General features: G+C 78.2%; 23 protein-coding genes. 12 read left to right on the forward strand and 11 right to left on the reverse strand.

Annotated features, from left to right (window positions below; translation table 11 throughout):
- Nucleotides 1-15: 15 nt before the first annotated feature.
- The 10 genes from JK356_RS00530 to JK356_RS00575 all read left to right on the forward strand — a co-directional run bounded on the left by JK356_RS00530 (nucleotide 16) and on the right by JK356_RS00575 (nucleotide 8,487).
- A complete protein-coding gene (locus JK356_RS00530; RefSeq protein ID WP_236670564.1) occupies nucleotides 16-2,982 on the forward strand; it encodes a Na+/H+ antiporter subunit A in 2,967 nt (988 codons plus the stop codon).
- On the forward strand, nucleotides 2,979-3,371 hold the full coding sequence (locus JK356_RS00535) for a Na(+)/H(+) antiporter subunit C (protein WP_201865434.1): 393 nt from the start codon (nucleotides 2,979-2,981) through the stop codon (nucleotides 3,369-3,371). The genes JK356_RS00530 and JK356_RS00535 overlap by 4 nt, the downstream gene beginning before the upstream one ends.
- Nucleotides 3,368-4,894, forward strand: a complete 1,527-nt coding sequence (locus JK356_RS00540; protein WP_201865435.1) for a proton-conducting transporter membrane subunit — start codon at nucleotides 3,368-3,370, stop codon at nucleotides 4,892-4,894. The genes JK356_RS00535 and JK356_RS00540 overlap by 4 nt, the downstream gene beginning before the upstream one ends.
- Nucleotides 4,891-5,457: a Na+/H+ antiporter subunit E gene (locus JK356_RS00545; protein WP_201865436.1), complete on the forward strand. Its 567-nt coding sequence runs from the start codon at nucleotides 4,891-4,893 to the stop codon at nucleotides 5,455-5,457. The genes JK356_RS00540 and JK356_RS00545 overlap by 4 nt, the downstream gene beginning before the upstream one ends.
- Nucleotides 5,454-5,720 (forward strand): monovalent cation/H+ antiporter complex subunit F, encoded by a 267-nt coding sequence (locus JK356_RS00550; protein WP_201865437.1) that lies wholly within the window; start codon nucleotides 5,454-5,456, stop codon nucleotides 5,718-5,720. Before JK356_RS00545 ends, JK356_RS00550 begins: the two co-directional genes overlap by 4 nt.
- On the forward strand, nucleotides 5,717-6,085 hold the full coding sequence (gene mnhG / locus JK356_RS00555; RefSeq protein WP_307815338.1) for a monovalent cation/H(+) antiporter subunit G: 369 nt from the start codon (nucleotides 5,717-5,719) through the stop codon (nucleotides 6,083-6,085). The genes JK356_RS00550 and mnhG overlap by 4 nt, the downstream gene beginning before the upstream one ends.
- 120 nt (nucleotides 6,086-6,205) lie before the next feature.
- Complete coding sequence (locus JK356_RS00560; protein ID WP_201865438.1) at nucleotides 6,206-6,631, forward strand: hypothetical protein; 426 nt, start codon at nucleotides 6,206-6,208, stop codon at nucleotides 6,629-6,631.
- Complete coding sequence (locus JK356_RS00565) at nucleotides 6,631-7,047, forward strand: phage holin family protein (RefSeq protein WP_201865439.1); 417 nt, start codon at nucleotides 6,631-6,633, stop codon at nucleotides 7,045-7,047. Before JK356_RS00560 ends, JK356_RS00565 begins: the two co-directional genes overlap by 1 nt.
- Nucleotides 7,023-7,577, forward strand: a complete 555-nt coding sequence (locus JK356_RS00570) for a DUF3618 domain-containing protein (protein WP_201865440.1) — start codon at nucleotides 7,023-7,025, stop codon at nucleotides 7,575-7,577. Before JK356_RS00565 ends, JK356_RS00570 begins: the two co-directional genes overlap by 25 nt.
- Nucleotides 7,567-8,487, forward strand: a complete 921-nt coding sequence (locus JK356_RS00575) for a YihY/virulence factor BrkB family protein (protein ID WP_201865441.1) — start codon at nucleotides 7,567-7,569, stop codon at nucleotides 8,485-8,487. Before JK356_RS00570 ends, JK356_RS00575 begins: the two co-directional genes overlap by 11 nt.
- Nucleotides 8,488-8,573: 86 nt before the next feature.
- On the opposite strand, the gene JK356_RS00580 is transcribed toward JK356_RS00575, so the two are convergent.
- Nucleotides 8,574-8,978 (reverse strand): ChaB family protein, encoded by a 405-nt coding sequence (locus JK356_RS00580; protein ID WP_201865442.1) that lies wholly within the window; start codon nucleotides 8,976-8,978, stop codon nucleotides 8,574-8,576.
- A 91-nt stretch (nucleotides 8,979-9,069) separates the two neighbouring features.
- On the reverse strand, nucleotides 9,070-9,885 hold the full coding sequence (locus JK356_RS00585; protein ID WP_236670567.1) for a polysaccharide pyruvyl transferase family protein: 816 nt from the start codon (nucleotides 9,883-9,885) through the stop codon (nucleotides 9,070-9,072).
- A 172-nt stretch (nucleotides 9,886-10,057) separates the two neighbouring features.
- Here JK356_RS00585 and JK356_RS00590 point away from each other — a divergent pair, with 172 nt between their 5' ends.
- Nucleotides 10,058-11,002: a glycosyltransferase gene (locus tag JK356_RS00590; RefSeq protein WP_307815339.1), complete on the forward strand. Its 945-nt coding sequence runs from the start codon at nucleotides 10,058-10,060 to the stop codon at nucleotides 11,000-11,002.
- Nucleotides 10,965-11,888 carry a glycosyltransferase family 2 protein gene (locus tag JK356_RS00595; RefSeq protein WP_236670532.1) on the forward strand — a complete coding sequence of 308 codons (924 nt, stop codon included), beginning with the start codon at nucleotides 10,965-10,967 and terminating at the stop codon, nucleotides 11,886-11,888. The genes JK356_RS00590 and JK356_RS00595 overlap by 38 nt, the downstream gene beginning before the upstream one ends.
- Nucleotides 11,889-11,907: 19 nt before the next feature.
- On the opposite strand, the gene JK356_RS00600 is transcribed toward JK356_RS00595, so the two are convergent.
- The 9 genes from JK356_RS00600 to JK356_RS00640 form a co-directional block, all read right to left on the reverse strand.
- Nucleotides 11,908-12,894 carry a glycosyltransferase family 9 protein gene (locus tag JK356_RS00600; RefSeq protein ID WP_201865445.1) on the reverse strand — a complete coding sequence of 329 codons (987 nt, stop codon included), beginning with the start codon at nucleotides 12,892-12,894 and terminating at the stop codon, nucleotides 11,908-11,910.
- The gene (rfaE2, locus tag JK356_RS00605) at nucleotides 12,891-14,342 is read right to left on the reverse strand and encodes a D-glycero-beta-D-manno-heptose 1-phosphate adenylyltransferase (protein WP_201865446.1); all 1,452 of its coding nucleotides are present in this window, start codon (nucleotides 14,340-14,342) and stop codon (nucleotides 12,891-12,893) included. Before rfaE2 ends, JK356_RS00600 begins: the two co-directional genes overlap by 4 nt.
- Nucleotides 14,339-15,007, reverse strand: a complete 669-nt coding sequence (locus tag JK356_RS00610) for an SIS domain-containing protein (protein ID WP_201865447.1) — start codon at nucleotides 15,005-15,007, stop codon at nucleotides 14,339-14,341. Before JK356_RS00610 ends, rfaE2 begins: the two co-directional genes overlap by 4 nt.
- A gap of 66 nt (nucleotides 15,008-15,073) precedes the next feature.
- Nucleotides 15,074-16,330, reverse strand: coding sequence for a glycosyltransferase (locus JK356_RS00615; protein ID WP_374100576.1), 1,257 nt, complete (start codon nucleotides 16,328-16,330; stop codon nucleotides 15,074-15,076).
- The gene (locus tag JK356_RS00620) at nucleotides 16,327-17,295 is read right to left on the reverse strand and encodes a glycosyltransferase (protein WP_201865448.1); all 969 of its coding nucleotides are present in this window, start codon (nucleotides 17,293-17,295) and stop codon (nucleotides 16,327-16,329) included. Before JK356_RS00620 ends, JK356_RS00615 begins: the two co-directional genes overlap by 4 nt.
- Nucleotides 17,292-18,344 (reverse strand): glycosyltransferase family 9 protein, encoded by a 1,053-nt coding sequence (locus tag JK356_RS00625; RefSeq protein ID WP_201865449.1) that lies wholly within the window; start codon nucleotides 18,342-18,344, stop codon nucleotides 17,292-17,294. Before JK356_RS00625 ends, JK356_RS00620 begins: the two co-directional genes overlap by 4 nt.
- A complete protein-coding gene (locus JK356_RS00630) occupies nucleotides 18,341-19,003 on the reverse strand; it encodes an HAD-IIIA family hydrolase (protein ID WP_236670533.1) in 663 nt (220 codons plus the stop codon). Before JK356_RS00630 ends, JK356_RS00625 begins: the two co-directional genes overlap by 4 nt.
- 22 nt (nucleotides 19,004-19,025) lie before the next feature.
- Nucleotides 19,026-20,090, reverse strand: a complete 1,065-nt coding sequence (locus JK356_RS00635) for a glycosyltransferase family 2 protein (protein ID WP_201865451.1) — start codon at nucleotides 20,088-20,090, stop codon at nucleotides 19,026-19,028.
- Complete coding sequence (locus tag JK356_RS00640; protein WP_201865452.1) at nucleotides 20,087-21,760, reverse strand: carbamoyltransferase C-terminal domain-containing protein; 1,674 nt, start codon at nucleotides 21,758-21,760, stop codon at nucleotides 20,087-20,089. Before JK356_RS00640 ends, JK356_RS00635 begins: the two co-directional genes overlap by 4 nt.
- Nucleotides 21,761-21,892 lie beyond the last annotated feature (132 nt).

The following is a 21,892-nucleotide window of genomic DNA, read 5'->3' on the forward strand; positions in this document are numbered from 1 at the left end:
GAACGGCGCGTGGGCATGCTGACGCTGGTCGCCGCCCACCTCGCCGTCGCCGCCGCCCTGCCGCCGCTCTCCCGTCACGCCTGGTTCCGCGGGCCCGCCCTGTGGGCCGTGGCCGCGCTGCCGCCGCTGGCCGCCCTCGGCTACGCCCTGGCGCACGCCGGGCCCGTGCTGGACGGGCGGCCGGTCACCTCGCAGCTGTCCTGGGCCCCCGCGCTGGGCCTGCGCTTCGGGCTGCGCCTGGACGCGCTGGCGCTGCTGATGGTCTGCGTCGTCAGCGGCGTCGGCGCCCTCGTGCTGGCCTACGCCGCCGCCTACTACCGCGAGCAGCGCGGCCGGGAGGCGGGGCTGCTGCTGGCGTTCTCCGGCGCCATGCTCGGCCTCGTCCTCGCCGACAACGTCTTCGTGCTGTACGTCTTCTGGGAGCTGACGACCGTCGCCTCGTTCGCCCTCATCGCCGGACGCGACAGCGGGGAGGAACGCCACCGCGCCGCCGGGCAGGCGCTGCTGGTCACCACGGGCGGCGGGCTGGCGATGCTGCTGGGCCTGGTGCTGCTGGCGGAACGGGCCGGCAGCTACTCGCTCGCCGCCATCGTCGCCGACCCGCCCAGCGGCGGCGCGGTCACGGCGGCGCTGGCGCTCATCCTCACCGGGGCGCTGGCGAAGTCCGCGCAGTTCCCGCTGCACGGCTGGCTGCCCGCCGCCATGGTCGCGCCCACGCCCGTCAGCGCCTACCTGCACGCCGCCGCCATGGTGAAGGCGGGCGTGTACCTGGTGGCCCGGCTGTCGCCCGGCTTCGCCGACGCCGCGCCATGGCGGCCGGTGCTGCTGGCCGTCGGCACCGCCGGGCTGGTGATCGGCGCGTGGCGCGCGCTGCGGGAGACCGACCTGAAGCGGCTGCTGGCCTACAGCACCATCAGCGAGCTGGGCCTGCTGCTGGTGCTGTTCGGCGCGGGCACCCGCACCGGCGCGCTCGCTGGGGCCGCCATGCTGCTGGCGCACGCGCTGTTCAAGGCCGCGCTGTTCATGATCACCGGGCTGATCGACCACGCCACCGGCACACGCGACCTGCGGCTCCTGTCCGGCCTGGCCGGGCGGCTGCCCGGGGCGCTGGCGGCCGGGGCGCTGGCCGCCGCCTCGATGGCCGGGGTGCCGCCGCTGCTGGGCTTCCTCGCCGAGGACGCCGGGTTCGACGCGTTCCTGCACGGCGAGGTGCCGGGCGAGGCGTGGGTGCTGGCCGGCCTGGTGGCCGGGTCCGCGCTGAAGGCCGCGAACGCCGCCCGGTTCCTGTGGGGTGCCTTCGCCCGCAAGCCGGAGCGAGCACGGACCCCGGAGCCGGCGGCACCCGCCGGGCCGGGCCACGCCGGCGCCGGGCTGCTGCTCCCGGCGGCGGTGCTGGCCGCGCTGAGCGCGGCCGCCGGGCTGTGGACCGCGCCCGTGGCGGACCTCGTCGTGCCCTACGCCGACGCGCTGCCGCACGGCGCGGGCGCCGGATACGAGCTGAAGCCGTGGCACGGCCTGACGGTGCCGCTGGCGCTGACCGCCGTGGCGCTGGCCGGCGGCGCCGCGCTCCACCTGGGCCGCGGGCCGCTGGGCCGGCTGGCCGCGCGGCTGCCGCGCCTGCCGGACGCGCAGCGCGGCTACTCCCGGACCCTCAAGGGCGTCCGGATCACGGCGATCCGGGTGACGCGGGCGACGCAGGTCGGCTCGCTGCCGGTGTACCTGACGGCGATCCTGCTGACCGTCGTGCTGCTGCCCGGGGTGCCGCTGCTGGGGGCGCTCGCGCCGGTGGACGACCTGACGCTGTGGTGGTCAGTGGCCGAGCTGCCGCTGGCGGCCGTCGTGCTGGGGGCCGCCGCGGCGGCGGCGCTGACGCGGCAGCGGATGGCCGCCGTGCTGCTGACCGGCGCGGCCGGCTACGGGGTCGGGGCGTTCTTCTTCGTGGAGGGCGCGGTGGATCTGGCGCTGACGCAGTTCCTCGTGGAGTCGCTGACGCTCGTCGTGATGGTGCTCGTGCTGCGGCGCCTGCCGCCCCTGTTCACGCCCGTGCGCCGCGACCCGGCCTCGACCCGCTGGGTGCGGCCCGCGGTGGCCGCGGCGGTCGGGGTCTTCGCCACGCTCTTCGCGCTCACCGCCACCCACGCCCGGCAGGAGCCCGCGCTGTCGGAGGACCAGGTCGCTGAGACGGCGAAGAAGGGCGGCGGGAACGTCGTCGACTCGGTGATCAGCGACTACCGCGCGCTCGACACCCTGGGCGAGATCTCCGTGGTGTTCGTGACGGGCGTCGGCGTGATCAGCCTGGTGCGGGTGTGGCGCGGGCGGGGCGCCGGCCCGGCGCCCGCCCGCCCCGCCCTGGGGCCGGCGCGCCCGCCGCGGCGCGCCGCGGTCGGCCTGCCCGGCTTCCAGCGCTCCCCGGCCGCGCACTGGGACGAGCCGCGCGCCCAGTGGCTGCCCGGGGCGGCGGAGCGGCCGGCGGCGGAACGGTCGGTGCTGCTGGAGGTCGCCGCCCGGCCGCTGTTCTTCTCCATCCTGGTGCTGGCGGTGTACCTGCTGGTCGCCGGGCACGACCGGTTCGGCGGCGGCTTCGCGGCCGGCCTGGTCGCCGGGCAGGCGTTCGTGCTGCGGTTCCTCGTCGGCGGCCGGGCCGACCTGGGCCTGGCCGTGCCCATCGACCCCGGCGTGCTGGCCGGGGGCGGCCTCGCCGCCGCCGCGCTGGTCGAGACCGTGCCGCTGGCGCTGGGGAAGGAGCCGCTGACCAGCGCCACCTGGACGGCCGAGGTGCCGGTCATCGGCACCGTCGAGGCCAGCAGCGGCCTGCTGTTCGAAACCGGCGTGTTCGTGCTGGTCACCGGCGTGATCCTCAAGCTGCTCGCCGCCTCCGGCGTGGCCGCGGCCCACGACCAGCGCCTGGCGGACGAGGCGGCGGCCAGCCCCGGGGTACGGCACGGGGACCGCGGGGGCAACGGGGAGGGGCAGCGCGGATGACGACCCTGAACCTCGTGATGGCGCTGGCGATCGGCGGCCTGTTCGCCGCCGGCACCCACCTGCTGCTCCAGCGCTCGCTGACCCGGGCACTGCTCGGCGTCATCCTGCTCGGCCACGCCACCAACCTGCTGCTGCTCGCCGGCGCCGGCCCGCCCGGCCGCGCCCCGGTGCTCGGCGGCTACGCCGGCGGCCGCGGCGAGCCGCTCGCCGACCCGCTGCCGCAGGCCATGGCGCTGACCGCCATCGTCATCACCTTCGGCCTCACCGCCTTCCTCCTCTCCCTCGCCTACCGCTCCTGGCGGCTGACCGGCCACGACGAGGTGCGGGACGACCTGGAGGACCGCCTCATCGGCAGCGTCGCCGAGCGCGAGGAGGAGCACATCGAATGACCCCCGGCGCCACCCCCCTGGTCTCGCTGCCGGTGCTGCTGCCGCTTCTCGCCGCCGGCGTCTCGCCGGTGCTCTCCCGCCGCCCGGCCGCGCAGCGGCTGCTGACGGTGCTGGTGCTGCTGGCCGCGCTGGGCTGCGCGGTCGGGCTGCTGGCCGTCGTCGCCGCGGGCGACACGGTCGTGGTCGCGGCCGGCGGCTGGGGGGCCCGGATCGGCATCGCGCTCGTCGCCGACCTGCTCGCCGCGCTGCTGCTGACGGTGTCGGTGCTCGTCGCCCTCGCCGTGCTGCTGTTCGCGCTCGGGCAGGGCACGGGCGAGGACGCGGACACCGCGCCCGGCCCGTTCCACCCCGCCTACCTGCTGCTGATCGCCGGGATCGACCTGGCGTTCCTCTCCGGCGACCTGTTCAACCTCTTCGTCGCCTTCGAGGTGATGCTCGCCGCCTCCTACGTGCTGATCACGCTCAACTCCGGGCAGGCGCGGGCCCGCGCGGGCATGACGTACACGCTCACCAGCCTGACCTCCTCGCTGCTGTTCCTCACGGCGCTGGGCCTGCTCTACGCGGCCACCGGCACCGTGGGCCTGTCCGAGCTGGCCGCCCGCACCGGCGCCCTGGACCCCGGGGTGCGGACCGCGCTGAGCCTGCTGCTGCTGACCGTCTTCGGCATCAAGGCCGCCGTGGTGCCGCTGCACTTCTGGCTGCCCGACAGCTATCCCATCGCGCCCGCGCCGATCACCGCCGTGTTCGCGGCGCTGCTGACCAAGGTCGGCATCTACGCCATGGTCCGCACCCAGACGCTGCTGTTCCCGCGCGAGGACACCTGGACGGTGGTGGCGGTGGCGGCCGTGGTCACGATGCTGCTGGGCATCCTCGGCGCGCTCGCGCAGGACGACGTCAACCGGCTGCTGTCGTTCACGCTGGTCAGCCATGTCGGCTTCATGCTCTTCGGGCTCTCGCTGTTCGACGCGGCGGGGCTGGCCGGCAGCATCCTCTACGTCGTCCACCACATCATCGTGCAGGCGTCGCTGTTCCTGGTGGCCGGGCTCGTCATCGCCGTGACGGGCACGTCCGCGCTGCACCGCATGGCCGAGGGCGGGGCGCGCGGCCTGGCGCCGCGCGCCCTGGCCGCGCTGTTCCTGCTGCCGGCGCTGAGCCTGGCGGGCGTGCCGCCGTTCTCCGGCTTCGTGGCCAAGCTGGCGCTGCTGCGTGCGGCGGCCGCGGACGGCGGCGCCGCCGGGTACGTCCTGGCCGGGGCGGCGCTGCTGACGAGCCTGCTGACCCTGTACGCGATGCTCCGGCTGTGGCGGGCGGTGTTCTGGTCGGACGAGTCCGTGCCGCGGGCGTCGGGGCGGGCCCGCCGCCCGCCCCCGCTGACGGTGGCGGCCAGCGCCGTGATGGTGCTGTCGGGCGTCACGGTCGCCGTCTGCGCCGGGCCGCTGGCGGACGCGGCCGACCGCGCCGCCGGAGAGCTGCTGCGGCCGGAGCAGTACCGCGCCGCCGTCGAGGGAGAGGAAACCGGATGACCTCCTGGCACCGGCTGCCGCTGGTGGCCTGGCTGCTGCTGCTGTGGCTGCTGCTGTGGGGAACGCTGAGCGCCGCGGTGCTGCTCAGCGGCCTGGCGGTGGCCGTCGGGGTGGTGGCGGCGTTCCCGATGCCGCGCGTGGTGCCCCTGGTCGTGCCGCGCCCGCTGCCGCTGGCCCAGCTGGCGCTGCGGCTGCTCGCGGACGCCGCCGGCTCGGCGGTCGCCCTGGCGTGGGCGGTGGTGCGCCACGGCGACCGGGTGCGCTCCGCCGTCGTCGAGGTGCCGCTGCGCGCCGACAGCGACCTGGTGGTGACGATGACGTCGCTGCTCACGTCCCTCACGCCCGGGTCGATGGTGCTGGAGATCGACCGCGCCCGGCTGCTGCTGTACGTGCACGAGCTGCCCGCCAGCGGCGGGCGGGTCGCCGCGCGGCGGGAGAAGGTCCGCCGGGCGGAGCGGGAGGTGGTGCGGGCGCTCGGGTACCGCCCGCGGGATGCCGGGGCCGCCGGGGCTGCCGGGGCTGCCGGAGCTGCCGGAGCTGCCGGAGAAGGGAGCGGCGCGTGACCGCCGTGTACGTCACTGTGCTGGCACTGCTGTCGGCGGCGGGCGCGCTGACGCTGGTCCGCGCAGTGCGCGGTCCGGCGCTGCTGGACCGGATCATCGCCATGGACGTGGTGATCACGCTCATCGTGGGCGCCATCTCGGTGGGGCTGCTGGTGCTGGACGAGCCGCGGGCCGCCGTGCTGCTCGTCGTCGTCGCGCTGCTGGCGTTCGTCGGCACGGTCGCCGCCGCGCACCTGGTGGAGGAGCGGGAGGACCTGCGGTGAGCGGGGTGCTGGACGCGGTGCGTGACGTGGTCTGCGCCGTGCTGCTGCTGACCGGCGCGGTGCTGTGCCTGCTGGCGGCGGTGGGGCTGCTGCGGTTCCCCGACACCCTCGGGCGGCTGCACGCGGCGGCCAAGGGGCAGAACCTCGGGCTGCTGCTGATCCTGTTCGGCACGGCGGTGCGGCTGCCGCCCCGGTACGCCACGGTGCTCGTGCTGGTGGTGGTCTTCCAGATGGTGACGGCCCCCATCGCCGGACAGGTCGTCGGCCGCACCGCCTACCGGACGGGCGCCGTCCACCGCGCGGGCCTGGTCCGCGACGACCTCGCCCAGCGCCTCGCCGGGGAACGGGACCGCGGCGCGCGGTAACGGCGGGCGCCGGAGCCCCGCCACGCCGGGGGTTCTGTGCTGTTTTGTCCGTCAGGGGGCGGTTACCCGCCCTGCGTCGCCCCGCGCCGGGGCACCCGACAAGGTCACACGGAGAGACCCATGACGCAGAGCCCCAACACCCCCAGAAGCACAGAACCACCGCAGCCCCAGCAGTCCGGGCAGCCGCGGCCGGCCGGCGGTGAGACCGGGTCCGGCGGGCAGGAGCACTCCCCGCCCGGGGAGGCGCAGGCCCAGCAGGCCGCGGCGACCGTGCGGAAGTGGGCCGACGACCTGGCCGGGATGGCGGAGCGCGCGCCCGGCGACTCGCCCGCACGGGGCCTCGTCTCCCGTGCCGCCGACGGCGGCCACCGCGCCGCCGACTACCTCGAACAGCGCGGCACCGGCGGGGTCGCCGAAGACCTGCGCGGATTCGCCCGCGAGCGTCCGGCGGCGTTCCTCGGCAGCGCGGCCCTGGCGGGCTTCGCGCTCGGCCGCGTGGCCAAGGCCGGCCTGGCGCAGACCGCGCACCGGAAGGAGGAAGGCTGATGGCGACCACCGAGCAGCACACCCGCGAGGAGCGCCCGCACGACGGCTCGATCGGCTCATTGGTCTCGGCCGTCACCTCCGACGTCCAGGCGCTGTTCCGCCAGGAGATCGAGCTGGCCAAGGCCGAGATGCGGCAGGAAGCCGCGTCGGCGGGCAAGGCCGCCGGGATGTTCGGCGGCGCCGGGTTCGCCGGGTACATGGTCGCCGTCTTCCTGTCGCTGACGGCGTGGGCGGCGCTGGACAACGTCATGGACGCGGCCTGGGCCGCGCTGATCGTCACCCTCGTCTGGGCCGTGATCGGCGCCGCCCTGTACCTGATGGCGCGCTCGCGCATGCGGCGGGTGTCGCCCAAACCCGACCAGACCCTGGCATCCATGAAGGAGAACGCGCGATGGGCACGTCACCGCAGCAGCTGAGAGACGAGATCACCCGCACCCGCGAGCAGCTGACCGCCGACCTCGACCGGCTGGCCGACCGCGTCAGCCCGGGCAAGGCCGCGAGCCGCCAGGCGGACCGTTTCCGCGGCAAGGCCAGCCACCAGGCGGACCGTTTCCGCGGCGGCACGCACGGCCTGCGCGAGCGGATGTCCGGCTCCGCCTCGCAGGGCGGCGAGCAGGCCCGGCAGACCGGCCAGCACATCCGCGAGACCGCGCGCGGCGCACCGGGCCAGGCGGCGCGGCAGACCGAGGGCAACCCGGTGACCGCCGGGCTCATCGCCTTCGGTGCCGGAGTGCTGGCCGGCGCGGCGCTGCCCGAGACCTCCGCGGAGGAACGGGCCGCGGCCAAGGCCGCCGACCGCGCCCAGCCCTACGTGGGGCCCGCCAAGGACTCGGCGCGCCAGTCCATGCAGCACCTGCGCGAGCACACCCAGGAGAACGCCCGGGAGGCCGCGCGCGAGGCGGCGCGGGGCGTGCGCGAGCGCACCGGCGGCGCCCATGGGGACTGACGCCGCGGGCGCCCGCCCCGGCGGCGGGGCGGGCGCCCCGGGGCCGGCCTTTCCGGGCCGCCGCTCGTGGGGGCAGGCGCTGAAGCGGACGGGCAAGCGGTTCCGGGCCGACAACGTAACGGACTGGGCCGCCACCCTTACCTACTACGGTGTGCTGGCCGTCTTCCCCGGGCTGCTGGCGCTGGTGTCGGTGCTGGGCGTCATCGGCAGCTCGGCCATCGACCCGATGATCGACAACGTGGGCACGCTGGCCCCCGGGCCCGCCCGCGACACCCTCACCTCGATGCTGGAGCACATGAAGGGCCGGCAGGGCGCGGCCGGGGTGGCGCTCGCCTTCGGCGTGCTGCTCGCCCTGTGGTCGGCCTCCGGTTTCGTCGGCGCGTTCATGCGGGCCGCGAACGCCCTGTACGGGGTGGGGGAGGGGCGGCCGCCGTGGCAGACGCTGCCGGCGCGGCTCGCGCTGACGCTGACCGTCGTCCTGCTGTCCGGGGCCATCGCCGTCGGCGTCGTCTTCACGGGGACGCTGGCGCGCCGGGCCGGGCAGATCCTGGGGGTGGGCGACACCGCGGTGACGGTGTGGCAGACCGCCAAATGGCCGGTGCTGCTGCTGCTCGTCGCGCTCGTCATCGCCGTGCTCTACTGGGCGGCCCCGAACGTCCGGCACGGCTTCCGGTGGGTCACGCCCGGCAGCCTGCTGGCCGTGCTGCTGTGGCTGGCGGCCTCCGCCGCCTTCGGCCTGTACGTCGCCTCGTTCGGCAGCTACGACAAGACCTACGGCAGCTTCGCCGCCATCATCGTCTTCCTGGTCTGGCTGTGGATCTCCAACATCGCGATCCTGCTGGGCCTGGAGTTCGACGCGGAGCTGGAACGCGAGGCGGGCGGGGCCGAGGAGCGGCAGCCCGCCGGCTGACCCACGACGCACGCAGCGGCGTGCGGACCGCCCGGCAAACCGGCCGGACGGCCCGCACGCCGCTTGCGCCGCTTGCGCGGCCTGCGTCAGCGGCGGCGGGCGGAGCGGGTACGGGAGCGGTTCTCCTTCCTGATGGCCGCCAGCAGCCCGGCCTTGTCCATCCGCGAACGGCCCTGGATACCCAGCTCCTTCGCCACCCCGTACAGGTGCTGCCGGGACGCCTGCTCGTCGACGCCCTGGCCGCTGCGGCCGCCGCGCTGACGCGGCCGGGCCGACTGCGGATCCGACGGCCCCTTGCGGCCGCCCTCCTTGCGCTCCCAGTGGTCGCCGACCTTCTCGTAGCTGTGCTTCAGCGCCCCGTAGGCGACGCGGTGGGCGCGCTGGCCCTCCCCGTACTGCCGCACGGCGGAGTCGTGCGCCTTGATCCACGTGCGCTGCGCCCCCGCCGGGGAGCGCTCCAGGGTGGACGGCAGTTCCTCGCGACCGGGCACCCTCCTCACCTCCTGCACCGTTCAGCACGGCACGTCGACGGCAGATCCGGCACCCCGGGTGCCCCGCCCCGCCGCCCGCGTAACCCCGCGCTCAGGCCGCGGGGAGCCCGTCGGCGGCATCGGGGGCGGCGGTGAGGGCGGACAGGCGGCCGGCGGCGGTGGCGGCGGCCTCCGGCGTCAGGCACCACCCCAGCCAGTCCGCCAGCAGCCGCTCGCCCGCCGCCGGGTCATCGGCCAGCGTCTCCCCCGGCACCACGGCGGGCCAGCCGCAGGCGCGGGCCTGCGCCGTGACCTTGGCGCCGCCGCGCACCGGATCGACGGCCAGCGGCGGCACCCCGGCGCGCAGCGCCAGGACCAGGCCGTGCAGGCGGCTGGTGACCACGGCGTCGAGCCGGCCCAGCGCGGACAGCAGCTGCCCGGGCGAGGCGCACAGCCGCCCGTCCCGGCTGTCCAGGCGCGTCTCCAGCACCACCGGGGCGCAGTCGGTGCGCGCCAGCCACGACGTCACGCGCCGCGCGACCGGCTCGTGCAGCCGCCGCCCGCCGTACTCGTGCTGCCCCTCGGTCAGCACCACGCCGACCACCGGCGTGCGCGCGGGCGCGGGGGCGCGCAGCGCGAGGTCCGGTCCCGGCTCGCGCGCCAGCACCTCGTGGAAGCCGGTCACCGCCGGGTCGGCGGGGTCGATCACCGAGGTGCCCACGGCGATCCGCCGGCAGTGCGCGAACCGCCGGTGCAGCGCGGCGATGCCCGGCCCGTGCAGCGGCCCGCACACGAACAGCAGGCGCCGGTAGGCGGCCGGGTCGGCGTCGTCCAGCGACATCCGCTCCGGCGCGAAGCCAGGGCTCCACGCCACGTCGTACGGCTCGCCCCGCGCGTCGAGCACGGCGCACACGCGCGCGAGCGCCATCACGTCCCCGGCCGTGGCCTCGCCGTGCAGGAGGCTGAACCAGCCGGTCACCAGGGTCCGGCCACCGGGGCGGTCAGCCGGGCGGTCACCTGGGCGTGTCACCGGCACCGGGTCCCCGCGCCCCGGCGCGGCCAAACGTTTCGCGCGCCGGGCCCGGGGCACCCGCAGCCGCGTGCCGCCTGTGCCCGCGCCCGTCGACGCGCCCGCCGGGGTGCCCGTCGACGTGGTCATCGCGACCCGCAACCGCGCCGCCGGACTGGCCCGCACGCTGGACCGGCTCGCCGGGCTGCCGGAACGCCCCGCGGTCACCGTCGTCGACAACGCCTCGGCCGACGGCACCGCCGCACTCGTGACCGCCCGCCACCCCGCCGCGCGGCTGCTGCGCCTGCCCGCCAACCGGGGCGCGCTGGCCCGCAACGACGGCGTGCGCGCCTCCCCGTACCCGTACGTGGCGTTCAGCGACGACGACTCCTGGTGGGAGCCCGGCGCCCTGGCCCGCGCCGTCGCGCTGCTGGAGGCCGACCCCCGCATCGGGCTGCTGGCCGCCCGCGTCACCGTCGCGCCCGGCGGCGCCCCCGACCCGCTCAACGACGCCCTGGCCGCCTCCCCGCTGCCCGCCCCCGGCCAGCCGCCCGCGCTGCCGGGCCCCCGCGTCCTCGGCTTCCTCGGCTGCGCCGCCGTGGCGCGGCGCGCGGCGTTCCTCGGCGTCGGCGGCTACCACCCGCTGCTGTTCTTCGGCGCCGAGGAGACGCTCCTCGCCTACGACCTCGCCGCCGCCGGCTGGCTGGTCTGCTACGCCCCCGAGGTGGTGGCCGTGCACGCGCCCGCCGGCGGCGAACGCCCCGGCCGCCGCGCCCTGGTACGCCGCAACGAGACGCTCACCGCCTGGCTGCGCCGCCCGCTGCCCGTCGCCGCGCGGCACACCGCCCGCCTGGCCCGGGACGCGGCCGGCGACGCGGCCGCCCGCCGCGCCCTGCGGCAGACCGCCGCCCGGCTCCCCGCCGCGCTGCGGGCCCGGCGGCCGCTGCCCGGCCCGGTGGAACGCGACGTCCAGCTCCTCGAACACCTGGAGGCAGCCCATGCGCACACCCGCGCCGATGCCCACGCCCGGCGATGACCGCGTCGCCGTCGTCCTCATCACCCACCGCCGGCGCGCCGAACTGCTGCACACGCTCGACCGGCTGACCGCCCTCCCCGAGCGCCCCCCGCTGGTGGTGACCGACAACGGCGCCGATCCCGGGCTGCCCGCCGCCGTCGCGCGCCGCCACCCCGGCGTCCGCGTGCTCACGCCGGGCAGCAACCTCGGCGCGGTCGGCCGCAACCTGGCGGTCCGTTACGTCACCACGCCCTACACGGCGTTCTGCGACGACGACACCTGGTGGGCGCCCGGCTCGCTGGCGCGCGCCGCCGACCTGCTCGACGCCCACCCGGAGGTGGCCGCCGTGACCGCGCGCATCGTCGTCGAGCCCTCCGGGGAAGAGGACCCCATCGTCGCCGAGCTGCGCGACTCGCCGCTGCCGCGCCCCGATGGCCTGCCCGGGCCGGCGCTGGGCTCGTTCCTGGCCGCCGCCACCGTCCTGCGCACCGGCGCGTTCCGCGAGGCGGGCGGCTTCTCGCACCGGCTGTGGCTGGGCGGCGAGGAGGAGCTGCTGGCCGCCGACCTCCAGGCGCGCGGCTGGTGGCTGGTGTTCGACGAGTCGCTGACGGTCCACCACGCGCCGTCCGCGCTGCGCGACCCCACCCGCCGCCGCGCCGACGGCATCCGCAACACGCTGTGGACCACCTGGCTGCGCCGCCCGCCCGCCGCCGCGCTGCGCCGCACCGCCGGGCTGCTGCGTGAGGTGCCGCGTGACGCCGCCACCGGCGCGGCGCTGCTGCGCGCGCTGGGCGGCCTGCCGTGGCTGCTGCGCGAGCGCCGCGTGGTGCCGCCGGAGGTGGAGGCGCGGCTGCGCCTGCTCGACGGGCCGCAGCGGGCCTCCCGCGCCCGCCGCTACGTCGGCTAGCCCCGCCGTCCCCCGGCGGTTACGCCGCGGCGGCGGGGCCGGGCGCGGGCGCGCCGAGCACGGCGCCGAGCGCCGCGAGCACCTCCGCCGGGGTGATGCGCAGCAGCCGGGGGTCGGGGCGGGTGCCGTGGGGGTCGCCGGGACGCGGTGCGCGGCCGGCCGGGCCGGGATGCCACAGCACGCGGTGGCGCGCAGCGGCGGGCGGCCCCCACAGCCGCGGCGACACCGGGCCGAACAGCACCACCGACGGCGTGCCCAGGGCCGTGGCCAGATGCGCGATCCCGGTGTCGCCGACGACCACGGCGCGCGCCGCCGCCACCAGGGCCGCCAGGCGCGGGAACGGCAGGCCGACGGCGGTGGTGACCTCCGGCCCCCGGCCGGCCAGGGCCGCGACCCGCCGCACCAGGTCCTCCTCGCCCGGCCCCCCGGTGACGGCCACGGGCAGCCCCGCCTGGCGCAGCGCGCCCCCGACCGCGCCGAAGCGCTCCGCCGGCCAGCGCCGCGCCCCCGCGTCCGCGCCCGGGTGGAGCACCACCGCGCCGGGCGCGGGGGAGCGGACGCCGGGCGGGGGCGCCAGCCGCAGGTCGCCCGGGTCGGCCGGGATGCCGTGCCAGGCCAGCAGGCGGCACCAGCGGTCCCGCTCGTGCTCGTCGGCCCGCCAGCGCGGCCCCGCCGGTGCCGCGTACGCCAGCAGGCGGCCGGGCCGCAGCGCCCGCAGCGGCGCGACGCTCGCGGGGCCGCTGCCGTGCAGGTCCACGGCCACCTCGGGCGGCCGGCCGTGCGGCCAGGGGAGCACCCCGGGCACGCCCCGGCCGGGTGCGGCGGCGGGCAGCAGCTCGTCCACGGCGCCGGTCGCCGCCGCGGCCTGGGCCAGCGCGGCGGGCGCCGCCAGCGCCAGCGTGTGCCCGGGGAACGCCCGCCGCAGCCCGCGCAGCGCGGGCACCGCCGTCAGCAGGTCGCCCAGGCCGAGCGCCCGCAGCACCAGGAGGCGGGGCCGGGCCGTCACTGGTGGGCGCCGGCGGCGCGGCGGGCCAGCTCGGTGGTGGAGCGGCCGTCCAGGTAGGGCAGCACCAGGGTCTGCCCGCCCCACTCCCGCAGCGCGGCGGCCTCCGGCAGGTCCCGCACGCTGTAGTCGCCGCCCTTGACCCATACGTCCGGCCGCAGCCGCCGCAGCAGCCGCTCCGGGGTGTCCTCGTCGAAGACCGCCACGGCGTCCACGCAGCCCAGCCCGGCCAGCACCCGGATCCGGTCGGCGGCCGGGTTCAGCGGCCGGCCGCGCCCCTTCAGCCGCCGCACCGAGGCGTCGGAGTTGAGGCACACGATCAGGCAGTCGCCGGTGCGCCGGGCGTTCTCCAGGAACTGCACGTGCCCGGCGTGCAGCAGGTCGAAGCAGCCGCCGGCCGCGACGACCGTGCCGCCGCGCGCCCGCACCGCGTCCACCAGCGCCCGCGCGTCGCCGCCGTGGTGGCGCGGCGCGGCCGGCCCGCCGCCGTCGCGGCCGGCGGGCCCCTGCTGCCAGGCGGCGGCCGCACCGCCGCCCGCGACGAACGCGGAGGCCGCCTCGGTGGCCCGCCCCACTGCCTCCGGCGGCAGCCCGCCGTCGGCGAGCACCCCGGCGGCCGTGGCGGCGAAGCAGTCGCCCGCGCCGCACGGGTCGCCGTCGCTGGCCGCCGTCACCGGCACGTACAGCGGGTCGTCGCAGCGGGCGCGCGTCAGCACCGCGCCCCGCTCGCCCAGCGTCACCGCGACCGAGGCCGCCCGCCAGCTCTCGGCCAGCAGCGCGCCGCGCAGGCTGTGGGCGCGCAGCGTGGTGTCGTCGTCGGCGACCGGCAGGCGGGTGCCGGGGCGGCGCTCCGCCAGCTGGCGCAGGAACGCCGTGGTCTCCCGCTCGTTCGGGGTCACCAGCCGCGCCCCCGGCACCGGCCGCCCGCCGCGCGGGTGCGGGTCCCACACCACCGGCACCCTGCGGGCCGCCTCCGCCAGCAGCGCCCGCACCGCCGCGACCGTGCCCTGCCCGTAGTCGGCGACCAGCACGGCGCGGGCGCCGAGCAGCGCCTCGCGCGCGGCGGCGCCGGGCGGGCCGGGGGTGCCGCCGCCGCTGTCCATCCGCACCACCGGCCGGCCGCCGGCCAGCACGCGCGACTTCACCGGCAGCGTGCCGTCCAGCGGCAGCGCCGCCAGCCGCACGCCCGGCGGCAGCAGGGCGCGGGCGGTCTCGCTCGCGCGGTCGGTGCCGAGCGCGGTGACGAGCACGACCTCGCGGCCGCCGCGCGCGGCGAGCGCGGCGGCGAGCCCGGCCCCGCCGGGGCGGGACCGCTCGCCCGAGACCGCGACGACGGGCACGGGCGCGTCGGGCGCGAGCCGGGTGGCGCCGCCCTCGACGTCCTGGTCGAGCAGCAGGTCGCCGACGACGGCGATGGGCTGCGGGGCGGACCCGCGGTCGGTGAGGGTCATGGCGCCTCCGTTCGGGACACGGCGGGGCGGGCGGGCCGGGCGGTGGGGCGCGCCGCCGCGGGCGTGCGCTCCGGCGCGCGGGTGGCGGCGAGCGCCTCGTCGAACGCCTCACACACCACGTGCACGGCCACCAGGTGCGTCTCCTGCACGGCCGCGGTGCTGGCCGCCTCGACGCTGAGCACGGCGTCCGCCTGCGCCGCCAGCGGGTTGGGCGCGGGTCCCGTGAGCGCCCACACCCGCACCCCGGCGGCGCGGGCGGCGGTCGCCGCGCCCAGCAGGTTGTCGCTGCGGCCGGACGTCGACAGCAGCATCAGCACGTCGCCGGGGCGGCCGTGCGCGGCGACCTGCCGGGCGAACACCTCGTCGAAGCCGTAGTCGTTGCCGATCGCGGTGACGCTGGAGGTCTCGGCGTGCAGCGCGAGGGCCGAGTACGGGCGCCGGTCGGCGGCGTAGCGGCCCACCAGCTCGGCCGTCAGGTGCTGCGCCTGCGCGGCGCTGCCCCCGTTGCCCGCCGCCAGCAGGCGGCCGCCCGCGGGCAGCACGCGGGCCAGCTCCCGCCCCCAGGCGGCGGCGTCCGCCAGGCCGTGCTGCTGGAAGCGCCGCAGCGCCTCCAGCAGCACGCGGCAGTGCTCCTCGGCGGCGGGCGTCGCGGCTGGGCGTCGCATGGCAGCTCCTCTCACGGGTCTCAGCGGGTTTCTCGCGGGTCTCGCCGGTCTCCGCCGGCCGGCGGCTCAGGCGGTGCCGCTGACGGGCGCGGGCCGCCGCGCGGCCAGGGCGCGGTAGACGTCCTCGGTGGCGGCCGCGACGTTCGCCCAGCGGTAGCGGGCCAGCACCCGCCGCCGCCCCGCCTCGCCGCGCGCGGCGCGCCCGGCCGGGTCGGCGAGCAGCGCGGCCGCGGCGCGCGCCAGCGCCTCCGGGTCGCGCGGCGGCACCAGGCGCCCGGTGACCGGGTCGGCGACGGTGTCGCGCTGCCCGCCCACGGCGCTGGCGACCACCGGCACGCCGCAGGCCATGGCCTCCAGCGGCACGATGCCGAACGGCTCGTAGTCCGCCGGGCACAGCACCAGGTCGGCCGAGCGCAGCAGCGGCGGCACCTCCACCCGCGGCACGCCGCCCCGGAAGGTGACCCGGTCGGCCACGCCGTGGCGCCGCGCCGCCTCCCGCAGCCGCCGGATCTCCGGGTCGGCGGCCGGCGGCCCGGAGCGCGGCCCGCCCGCGATGACCAGTTCGGCGCCCGGCAGCCGGGCCAGCGCGGCGATGGACACCTCGGCGCCCTTGCGCGGCACCAGCCGGCCCAGCTGCACCAGCCGGTGCGGGTGCGGCCCGCGCGGCTCGGCCGGGCCGACGGGCGTGAAGCGGCCGGTGTCGACGCCGCACGGCACGACGCTGACGCGGTGGACCGGCAGCCCCATGGCCGCCAGCTCGGCGACCTCGTCGCGGCAGGTGGCCACGATCCGGTCGCACGACAGCGCCACCCGCCGCTCGCAGGCGATGCGTTCGGGCGGGCTGGTGTCCGCCGCGCCCTGGTGGCGGCGCTTGACGGTGCCCAGGGCGTGGAAGGTGTGCGCGACCGGAATGCCCAGCGGCGCCGCCGCCTGGAGCGTGGCCAGGCCCGACATCCAGAAGTGGGAGTGCGCCACATCCGGCGGGTCGGCGGCCCACTCGCGGGCCAGCCAGGCGCCGAACCGCGGCATGTACGGCAGCAGCCGGTCCTTGGGCACGGGCGCGGGCGGCCCGGCGGGCACGTGCCGCACGGCGACGCCGTCGCGCAGCCGCACCGTGTCGGGCGGCTCGGGGGAGTCGCGCCGGGTGTAGACGGTCACGGCGTGGCCGCGGTCGGCCAGCGCCCCGGCGAGCTGCGCCACGTGCACGTTCTGCCCGCCGGCGTCCTCGCCGCCGAGCGCGGCCAGCGGGCTGGCGTGCTCGGACACCAGCGCGATGGCGAGCCCGTGCCGCGGCCGGTGGGCGGTCCTGCTCATCGGCGTCATCGGCGGATTACCTCCTCCAGCAGCAGGTCCCAGTCGGCGAGGAAGCGCTTGAGGCCGTAGCGTTCGAGCGCGGCCTGCCGCGCCGCCAGGCCCGCCTCGAACGCCGCGTCGGGGTCCCGCAGGAACGCGGCGGCGGCGCGGGCGAGCCGCTCCGGCCGCGTGGACAGCGTCCCGGCCTCGCGGGGCACGGCCTCGACGGCCTCGGTGGTGGCCAGGGCGACGACGGGCATGCCCAGGTGCATGGCCTCGATCAGGGACAGGCCCAGCGAGGTCCAGCGCACCGGGTGCAGGTACAGGCGGCGCCGGGCCATGGCCTGGTGCAGCTCGTGCTGCGGCAGGTCCACGGCGCGGCAGCGGTCCGGGGGCAGCCCGAGGTGCGCGGCCAGGCCGCCGGTGCCCATGCCGAAGACGTCCAGCGGGGCGGCCAGCGCCAGGCCGGGCAGCAGGTCGGTGCCGGTGGTGCGGCCGCGCCGCAGCGGCTCGTTGACGACGACGGCGGCGCGTTCCAGCTCCCCGGTGTAGCGGTGGCCGGGGTCCACGACGCCGTGCTCGACGACGGCGGTGGGGGTGGTGCCGCTGTCCCAGAACAGCCGGTTGAAGTGCGTGACGTGCACCAGCAGCAGGTCGTCGCGGTCGGCGGCCGGGTGCCGGGCGTGCGGCACCGGCCCGTCCGGCGCGTTGTGCTCGAGGTACACGGCGGGCACGTCCCGCCCGGGGCGGCGCCCGCCGAGCCAGCGCTCGGCCAGCCGGGCCTCGTGCGGGCGCTGGAGCACCACGACGTCCACGTGCTCCTCCCGCAGCTGCGCGGGCGTCACCTCGCGGGCGCTGGCGGGCCAGTCCCAGGTGCGGGCCCGGCCCAGGCCGTCGGGGCCGCGGCCGGGCAGCACCGGGATCAGGTAGGTGTGGGGCCCCTGGACGAACGCGGTGGTCCACGAGCCGTGCACGTGCCAGATCAGGATGTTCATGCGGGCGCCTTCCGGCTGGCGGTGCCGCGCAGCCGCCCCGGCGCGGTGAGCGCGGCGACGGCCGACAGCACCTCCTCGTCGGTGATGGAGTCCAGGCAGGGATGGCCCGCCACCGGGCACATCCGGGCGCGCGTCCCGGCGCACGGCGTGTCCTGGCGGCCGAGCCGCAGGTGCGGCACGCGGTACGGCAGCCAGCGGTCGGCGCTGACCACGGGCGCGAACAGGCTGATGACGGGCGTGCGCACGGCCGCCGCCAGGTGGGCGGGGCCGGTGTTGCCCGCGATCACGACGCGGGCGCCGGCCAGCACCCCGGCCAGCTCGGCCATGCCGGTCCGGCCGCCGAGGTCCAGCGCGTGCTCCCCGGCGACCCGGGCGGTGAGGGCCTCCTCGCCGGGTCCGCCGGTCACCACCACGCGGTGCCCGGCCCGGGCCAGGGCCGCCACCGCGGCCGCCGCCCGCGCGGGCGTCCAGGTGCGGGCGGGCACGGCCGCGCCCGGGTGCACCACCAGGTACGGCTCCGGGCCGGTGAGCGCGGTGGCGTCCGGGCAGGACCGCACGCGCAGCGCGCCGCCGTCGCCGGGCGGCAGCGTGTACCCGGCCGCCTCGGCCAGCTCCAGCGCGGCGGCGGCCTCGTGCCGGTAGGGCGCGCGGCGGTGGCGCAGCTGGAGCAGCGAGCCGGGGTAGTGCTCGCTGTCGGCCGCCACCCACGGCACGCCCGCCATCTTCAGCAGCAGCGCGGCGGGCAGCGGGCTCTGGTGGTGCGAGGCGAAGATCAGGGCCCGGTCGTACCGCCCGGCGGCCAGGCGGTCGACCAGCTCGTTGACGGACTCGCGCCGCAGCGCCGGCGGCGACAGGCTCACCCACGGCGCGTCGTAGACGGCGATGTCGTCGACGCCGGGCAGCAGCCGGGCCGCGGCCTCGCCGCGCGGGCCGCACAGCAGCGTGACGTGCGAGGACCCGGCGGCGACCGCCCGGATCGCGGGCCCGGCCAGCAGCACGTCACCGGCGCTGTCCAGCCGGACGACGAGGGTGCGCGGGGAACGGGTCATGCCGGGTCACCTCCGCCGGAGCCGCCCAGCGTGCCGTCGAGCACGCCGCGCACCGCCGCCAGCAGGTCGGGGGCCCACCGGCCGGCGGTGCGGGCGGCGCGTATCTCGCCGGCGCGGGTGGCGGGCGCGGGCACCAGCACCCCGCGCGCCCCGGCGGCGCGGGCGGCGGCCTGGTCGGCGGCGATGTCGCCGATCACGACGGTGCGGTGCGGCGGCACGCCCAGCCGCGCGCAGGCCGCCAGCACCAGCCCGGGGGCGGGCTTGCGGCAGGCGCAGCCGTCGTCCTCGGCGTGCGGGCAGACCGCCCACACGCCGAAGCCGCCGAGGAGCTCCTCGGCGCGCCGCCGCACCGCGTCGACGTCCGCGCGGGTCAGCAGGCCGCGCGCCACGCCCGACTGGTTGCTGACGACGCCGGTGGCCACGCCGCGGGCCCGCAGCAGCCGCAGCGCGGCGGCGGCGCGGGGGACGGGCCGCACCCGGGCCGGGTCGCCGTTGTACGGCACGTCGTGCACGAGCGTCCCGTCGCGGTCGAAGAGCACGGCCGCGGGCGCCGGAGCCGGCGGCGGCGGGCCCGCCCGGCGGACGGACGGGCCGGTGGCGGGGAAGATCCACGGCCCGTCCGCCCGGCGGGCGCCCCGCCGCGGACCAGTCAATGACATAGTGCGATAAGTCATATACGAGTTAGTTGCCCGATATGGCCGGATCAAACGGATCCGGAGGGGACAGTTCCGCACCGGCCGGGTCCGCATCGCAGCCCGTCCCGACCCGCTCCACCCCCCGGTGCACGACCTGCCCGGCCAGCCAGTACGCCGTCGCCACCGGCGGGATCGCCACGCTGCTGAGCACCATCCGGCGCACCTCATCCGCCGTGCGCGGGCCCGGCCAGATCCGCGCCAGCGCGAACTCCGCCGTCCCCGCCGCCCACGCCGCCGCGCACCCCGCCGCCAGCCGCGGCCGGTGCGCCGCCGCCGCGCCCAGCGCCGCCACGGCCGCCGCCGTCACCGCCAGGTGGCCGGGCAGCCGCCCCCGCGGCGCCTGCGCCCGCCGCCACCAGCGGCGGCCGTGCAGCCGCGCCATCAGCACGTCGTCGGCGTTCCCCGCCTGGCCGCGCACCGACACCCAGTCATCCGCCGGGCGCACCGGATGCGTCGTGCGCCGCTCACCCATCGCGAGCGTCCACCCGGCCGCGCTCACCCGCAGCGCCAGGTCGGCGTCCTCCCGGAATGCCCGCGGGAACCGCTCGTCGAAGCCGCCGACCGCCTCCAGTGCCGCGCGCCGGTACGCCATGTCGGCCGTAATCCACCGGGCCGTCGCCAGCCCCGCCGTGGTCCGCTCCCAGTCCGTCGGCCGCCGGTCCTCCGGCAACGGCACCATGATCCGGCCCTGGATGCCGCCCGTGCCGTCGTCCGCCAGCGCCAGGTCCGCCGACAGCGCCGCCGCCCACGCCGGGCCCGGCACCACGTCGTCGTCGAGGAACGCGATCCACGGCTCCGGCGCCCGCCGCCACCCCGTGTTCCGGGCGGCGGCCGGGCCCGCGCCCCGCCCCGGCACCACCTCCACCAGGTCCGCCAGCTCGTCGGGCACCCACACCACCAGCGGCGAGGGGTCACGCGGCGGCCGGTCGTCCACGATCACAATCCGCCGGGGCCGCGGCCCCGACCCCGCCGCCAGCGCCTCCAGCAGCCGCGACAGGCTCGGCCGCCCCAGCGTCGGGATCACCACGGCGTAGGGCACCGGCGCGCTCATCGGCCCGCCTCCCGTCCCCCGCCGCCGCCCGGCAGGAACTCCTGCCGCCGCACCAGGAACGGGCCCATCGCCAGCACGTCCACGGGCGCCGAGCCGAAGCACTCCAGCGCGTCCCGGGGATCGTCCACCATCGGCCGGCCCGCCGTGTTCAGGCTGGTGTTGACCACCACCGGCAGGCCCGTCAGCTGCTCGAACCGCGCCAGCATCCGCGCCACCAGCGGCTCCGCCGCCGCGTCGACCGTCTGGATCCGCGCCGTGCCGTCCACGTGCACCACGGCCGGTATCCGCTCCCGCCACTGCGGCCGCACGTCGTGCACGAACAGCATGTACGGGCTCGGCAGCGGCCCGTCGAAGATCTCCGCCGCCCGCTCCGCCAGCACCATCGGCGCCACCGGGCGGAACTGCTCGCGCCCCTTGATGTCGTTCAGCCGCTCCAGGTTCCCCGACCGGCCCGGGTGCGCCAGCAGCGACCGGTGCCCCAGCGCGCGCGGCCCGTACTCGGCGCGGCCCTGGAACCACGCGACCACCGCGTTGCCCGCCAGCGCCTCCGCCACCGCCTCCGCCACGTCGGGCGGCCGCTCGAACGGCACCGCCGCCGTCTTCAGCCACGCCTCCAGCTCCGCGTCCGACCAGCCGCGCCCCAGGTCCGTGCCGGGCGGCGGCAGCGCGGGCGCCGGATCCTGCTCGGCCGCGTGCAGCATCGCCCCGCCCAGCGCCGTGCCCGCGTCGCCCGAGGCGGGCTGCACCCACACCCGGTCGAACGGGCCCTCGCGCGCGATCCGGGAGTTGGCCACGCAGTTGAGCGCCACGCCGCCCGCCATCGTCAGCACCCGGTCGTGCGTGCGGCCGTGCAGCCACCGCACCAGGTCCAGCAGCACCTCCTCCAGCACCGCCTGCGCGCTCGCCGCCAGGTCCGCGTGGCGCTGCCCCCACGCCTGGCCGGGGCGGCGCGGCTCGCACAGCTGCGCCCACGGCACCCCGGAGGCGTGGAAGCCGCCGTCACCGGTCGGGTAGACGTAGCGCCGCAGCTCCGGCAGGAACCGCGGCGTGCCGTACGACGCCAGCGCCATCACCTTGTACTCGTCGCTGGAGCGCAGGAACCCCAGGTGCTCGGTCAGCTCCTCGTACACCAGGCCCAGCGACTGCGGCAGCTCCTGCCCGGCCAGCGGCTCGAGCTCCTGCCCGCCGCGCCGCGCCGCCAGGTGCGACGTCGCCTCGCCCCGGCCGTCCAGCACCAGCACCGAGGCGCGCTCGGCGTCCGGCGCGGCGAAGGCGGCGGACGCGGCGTGCGCCATGTGGTGCGGCACGAACCGGACGATGCCGGGGTCGAGCCCGGGCAGCGCGCTCGCCAGGAACCGCGGCGCCTCCCAGGCGTAGGTCTGCCGCAGGTGGTCCCACGGGTCGTGCAGCCCCATCTCCCGGGCCTGCCGGGCCAGCGACGGGTCGTAGGAGTAGGTGACAGCGTCCAGGTCCTCCGGCCGCAGCCCCGCCTGGCCCAGGCACCAGGCCGCCGCCCGCTCCGGCAGCTCCCAGGCGGCGAACGGCACCGGCCGCTTGCCGTGCTTGCGGCGGCTGAACCGTTCCTCCTCGGCGGCGGCGACGGTGCGGCCGTCGATGACGAGCGCCGCCGCCGGATCGTGGAACAGGGCGTTGATACCAAGGACACGCATGGGGCCTCCAGCGGGCAGACCGGGATTCGGGATCGGAGAACGGAAGGTCACTGAGCGGGGAGCGGAAAGAGGAGAGATAAGGAGAGATAAGGAGAGAGAGGAAGGACAGAGGAAGGGAGACACCCGGGGCGG

Origin of the sequence: Streptomyces sp. 7-21 (assembly GCF_016741785.1) — a bacterium.
Lineage (GTDB): Bacteria > Actinomycetota > Actinomycetes > Streptomycetales > Streptomycetaceae > Streptomyces.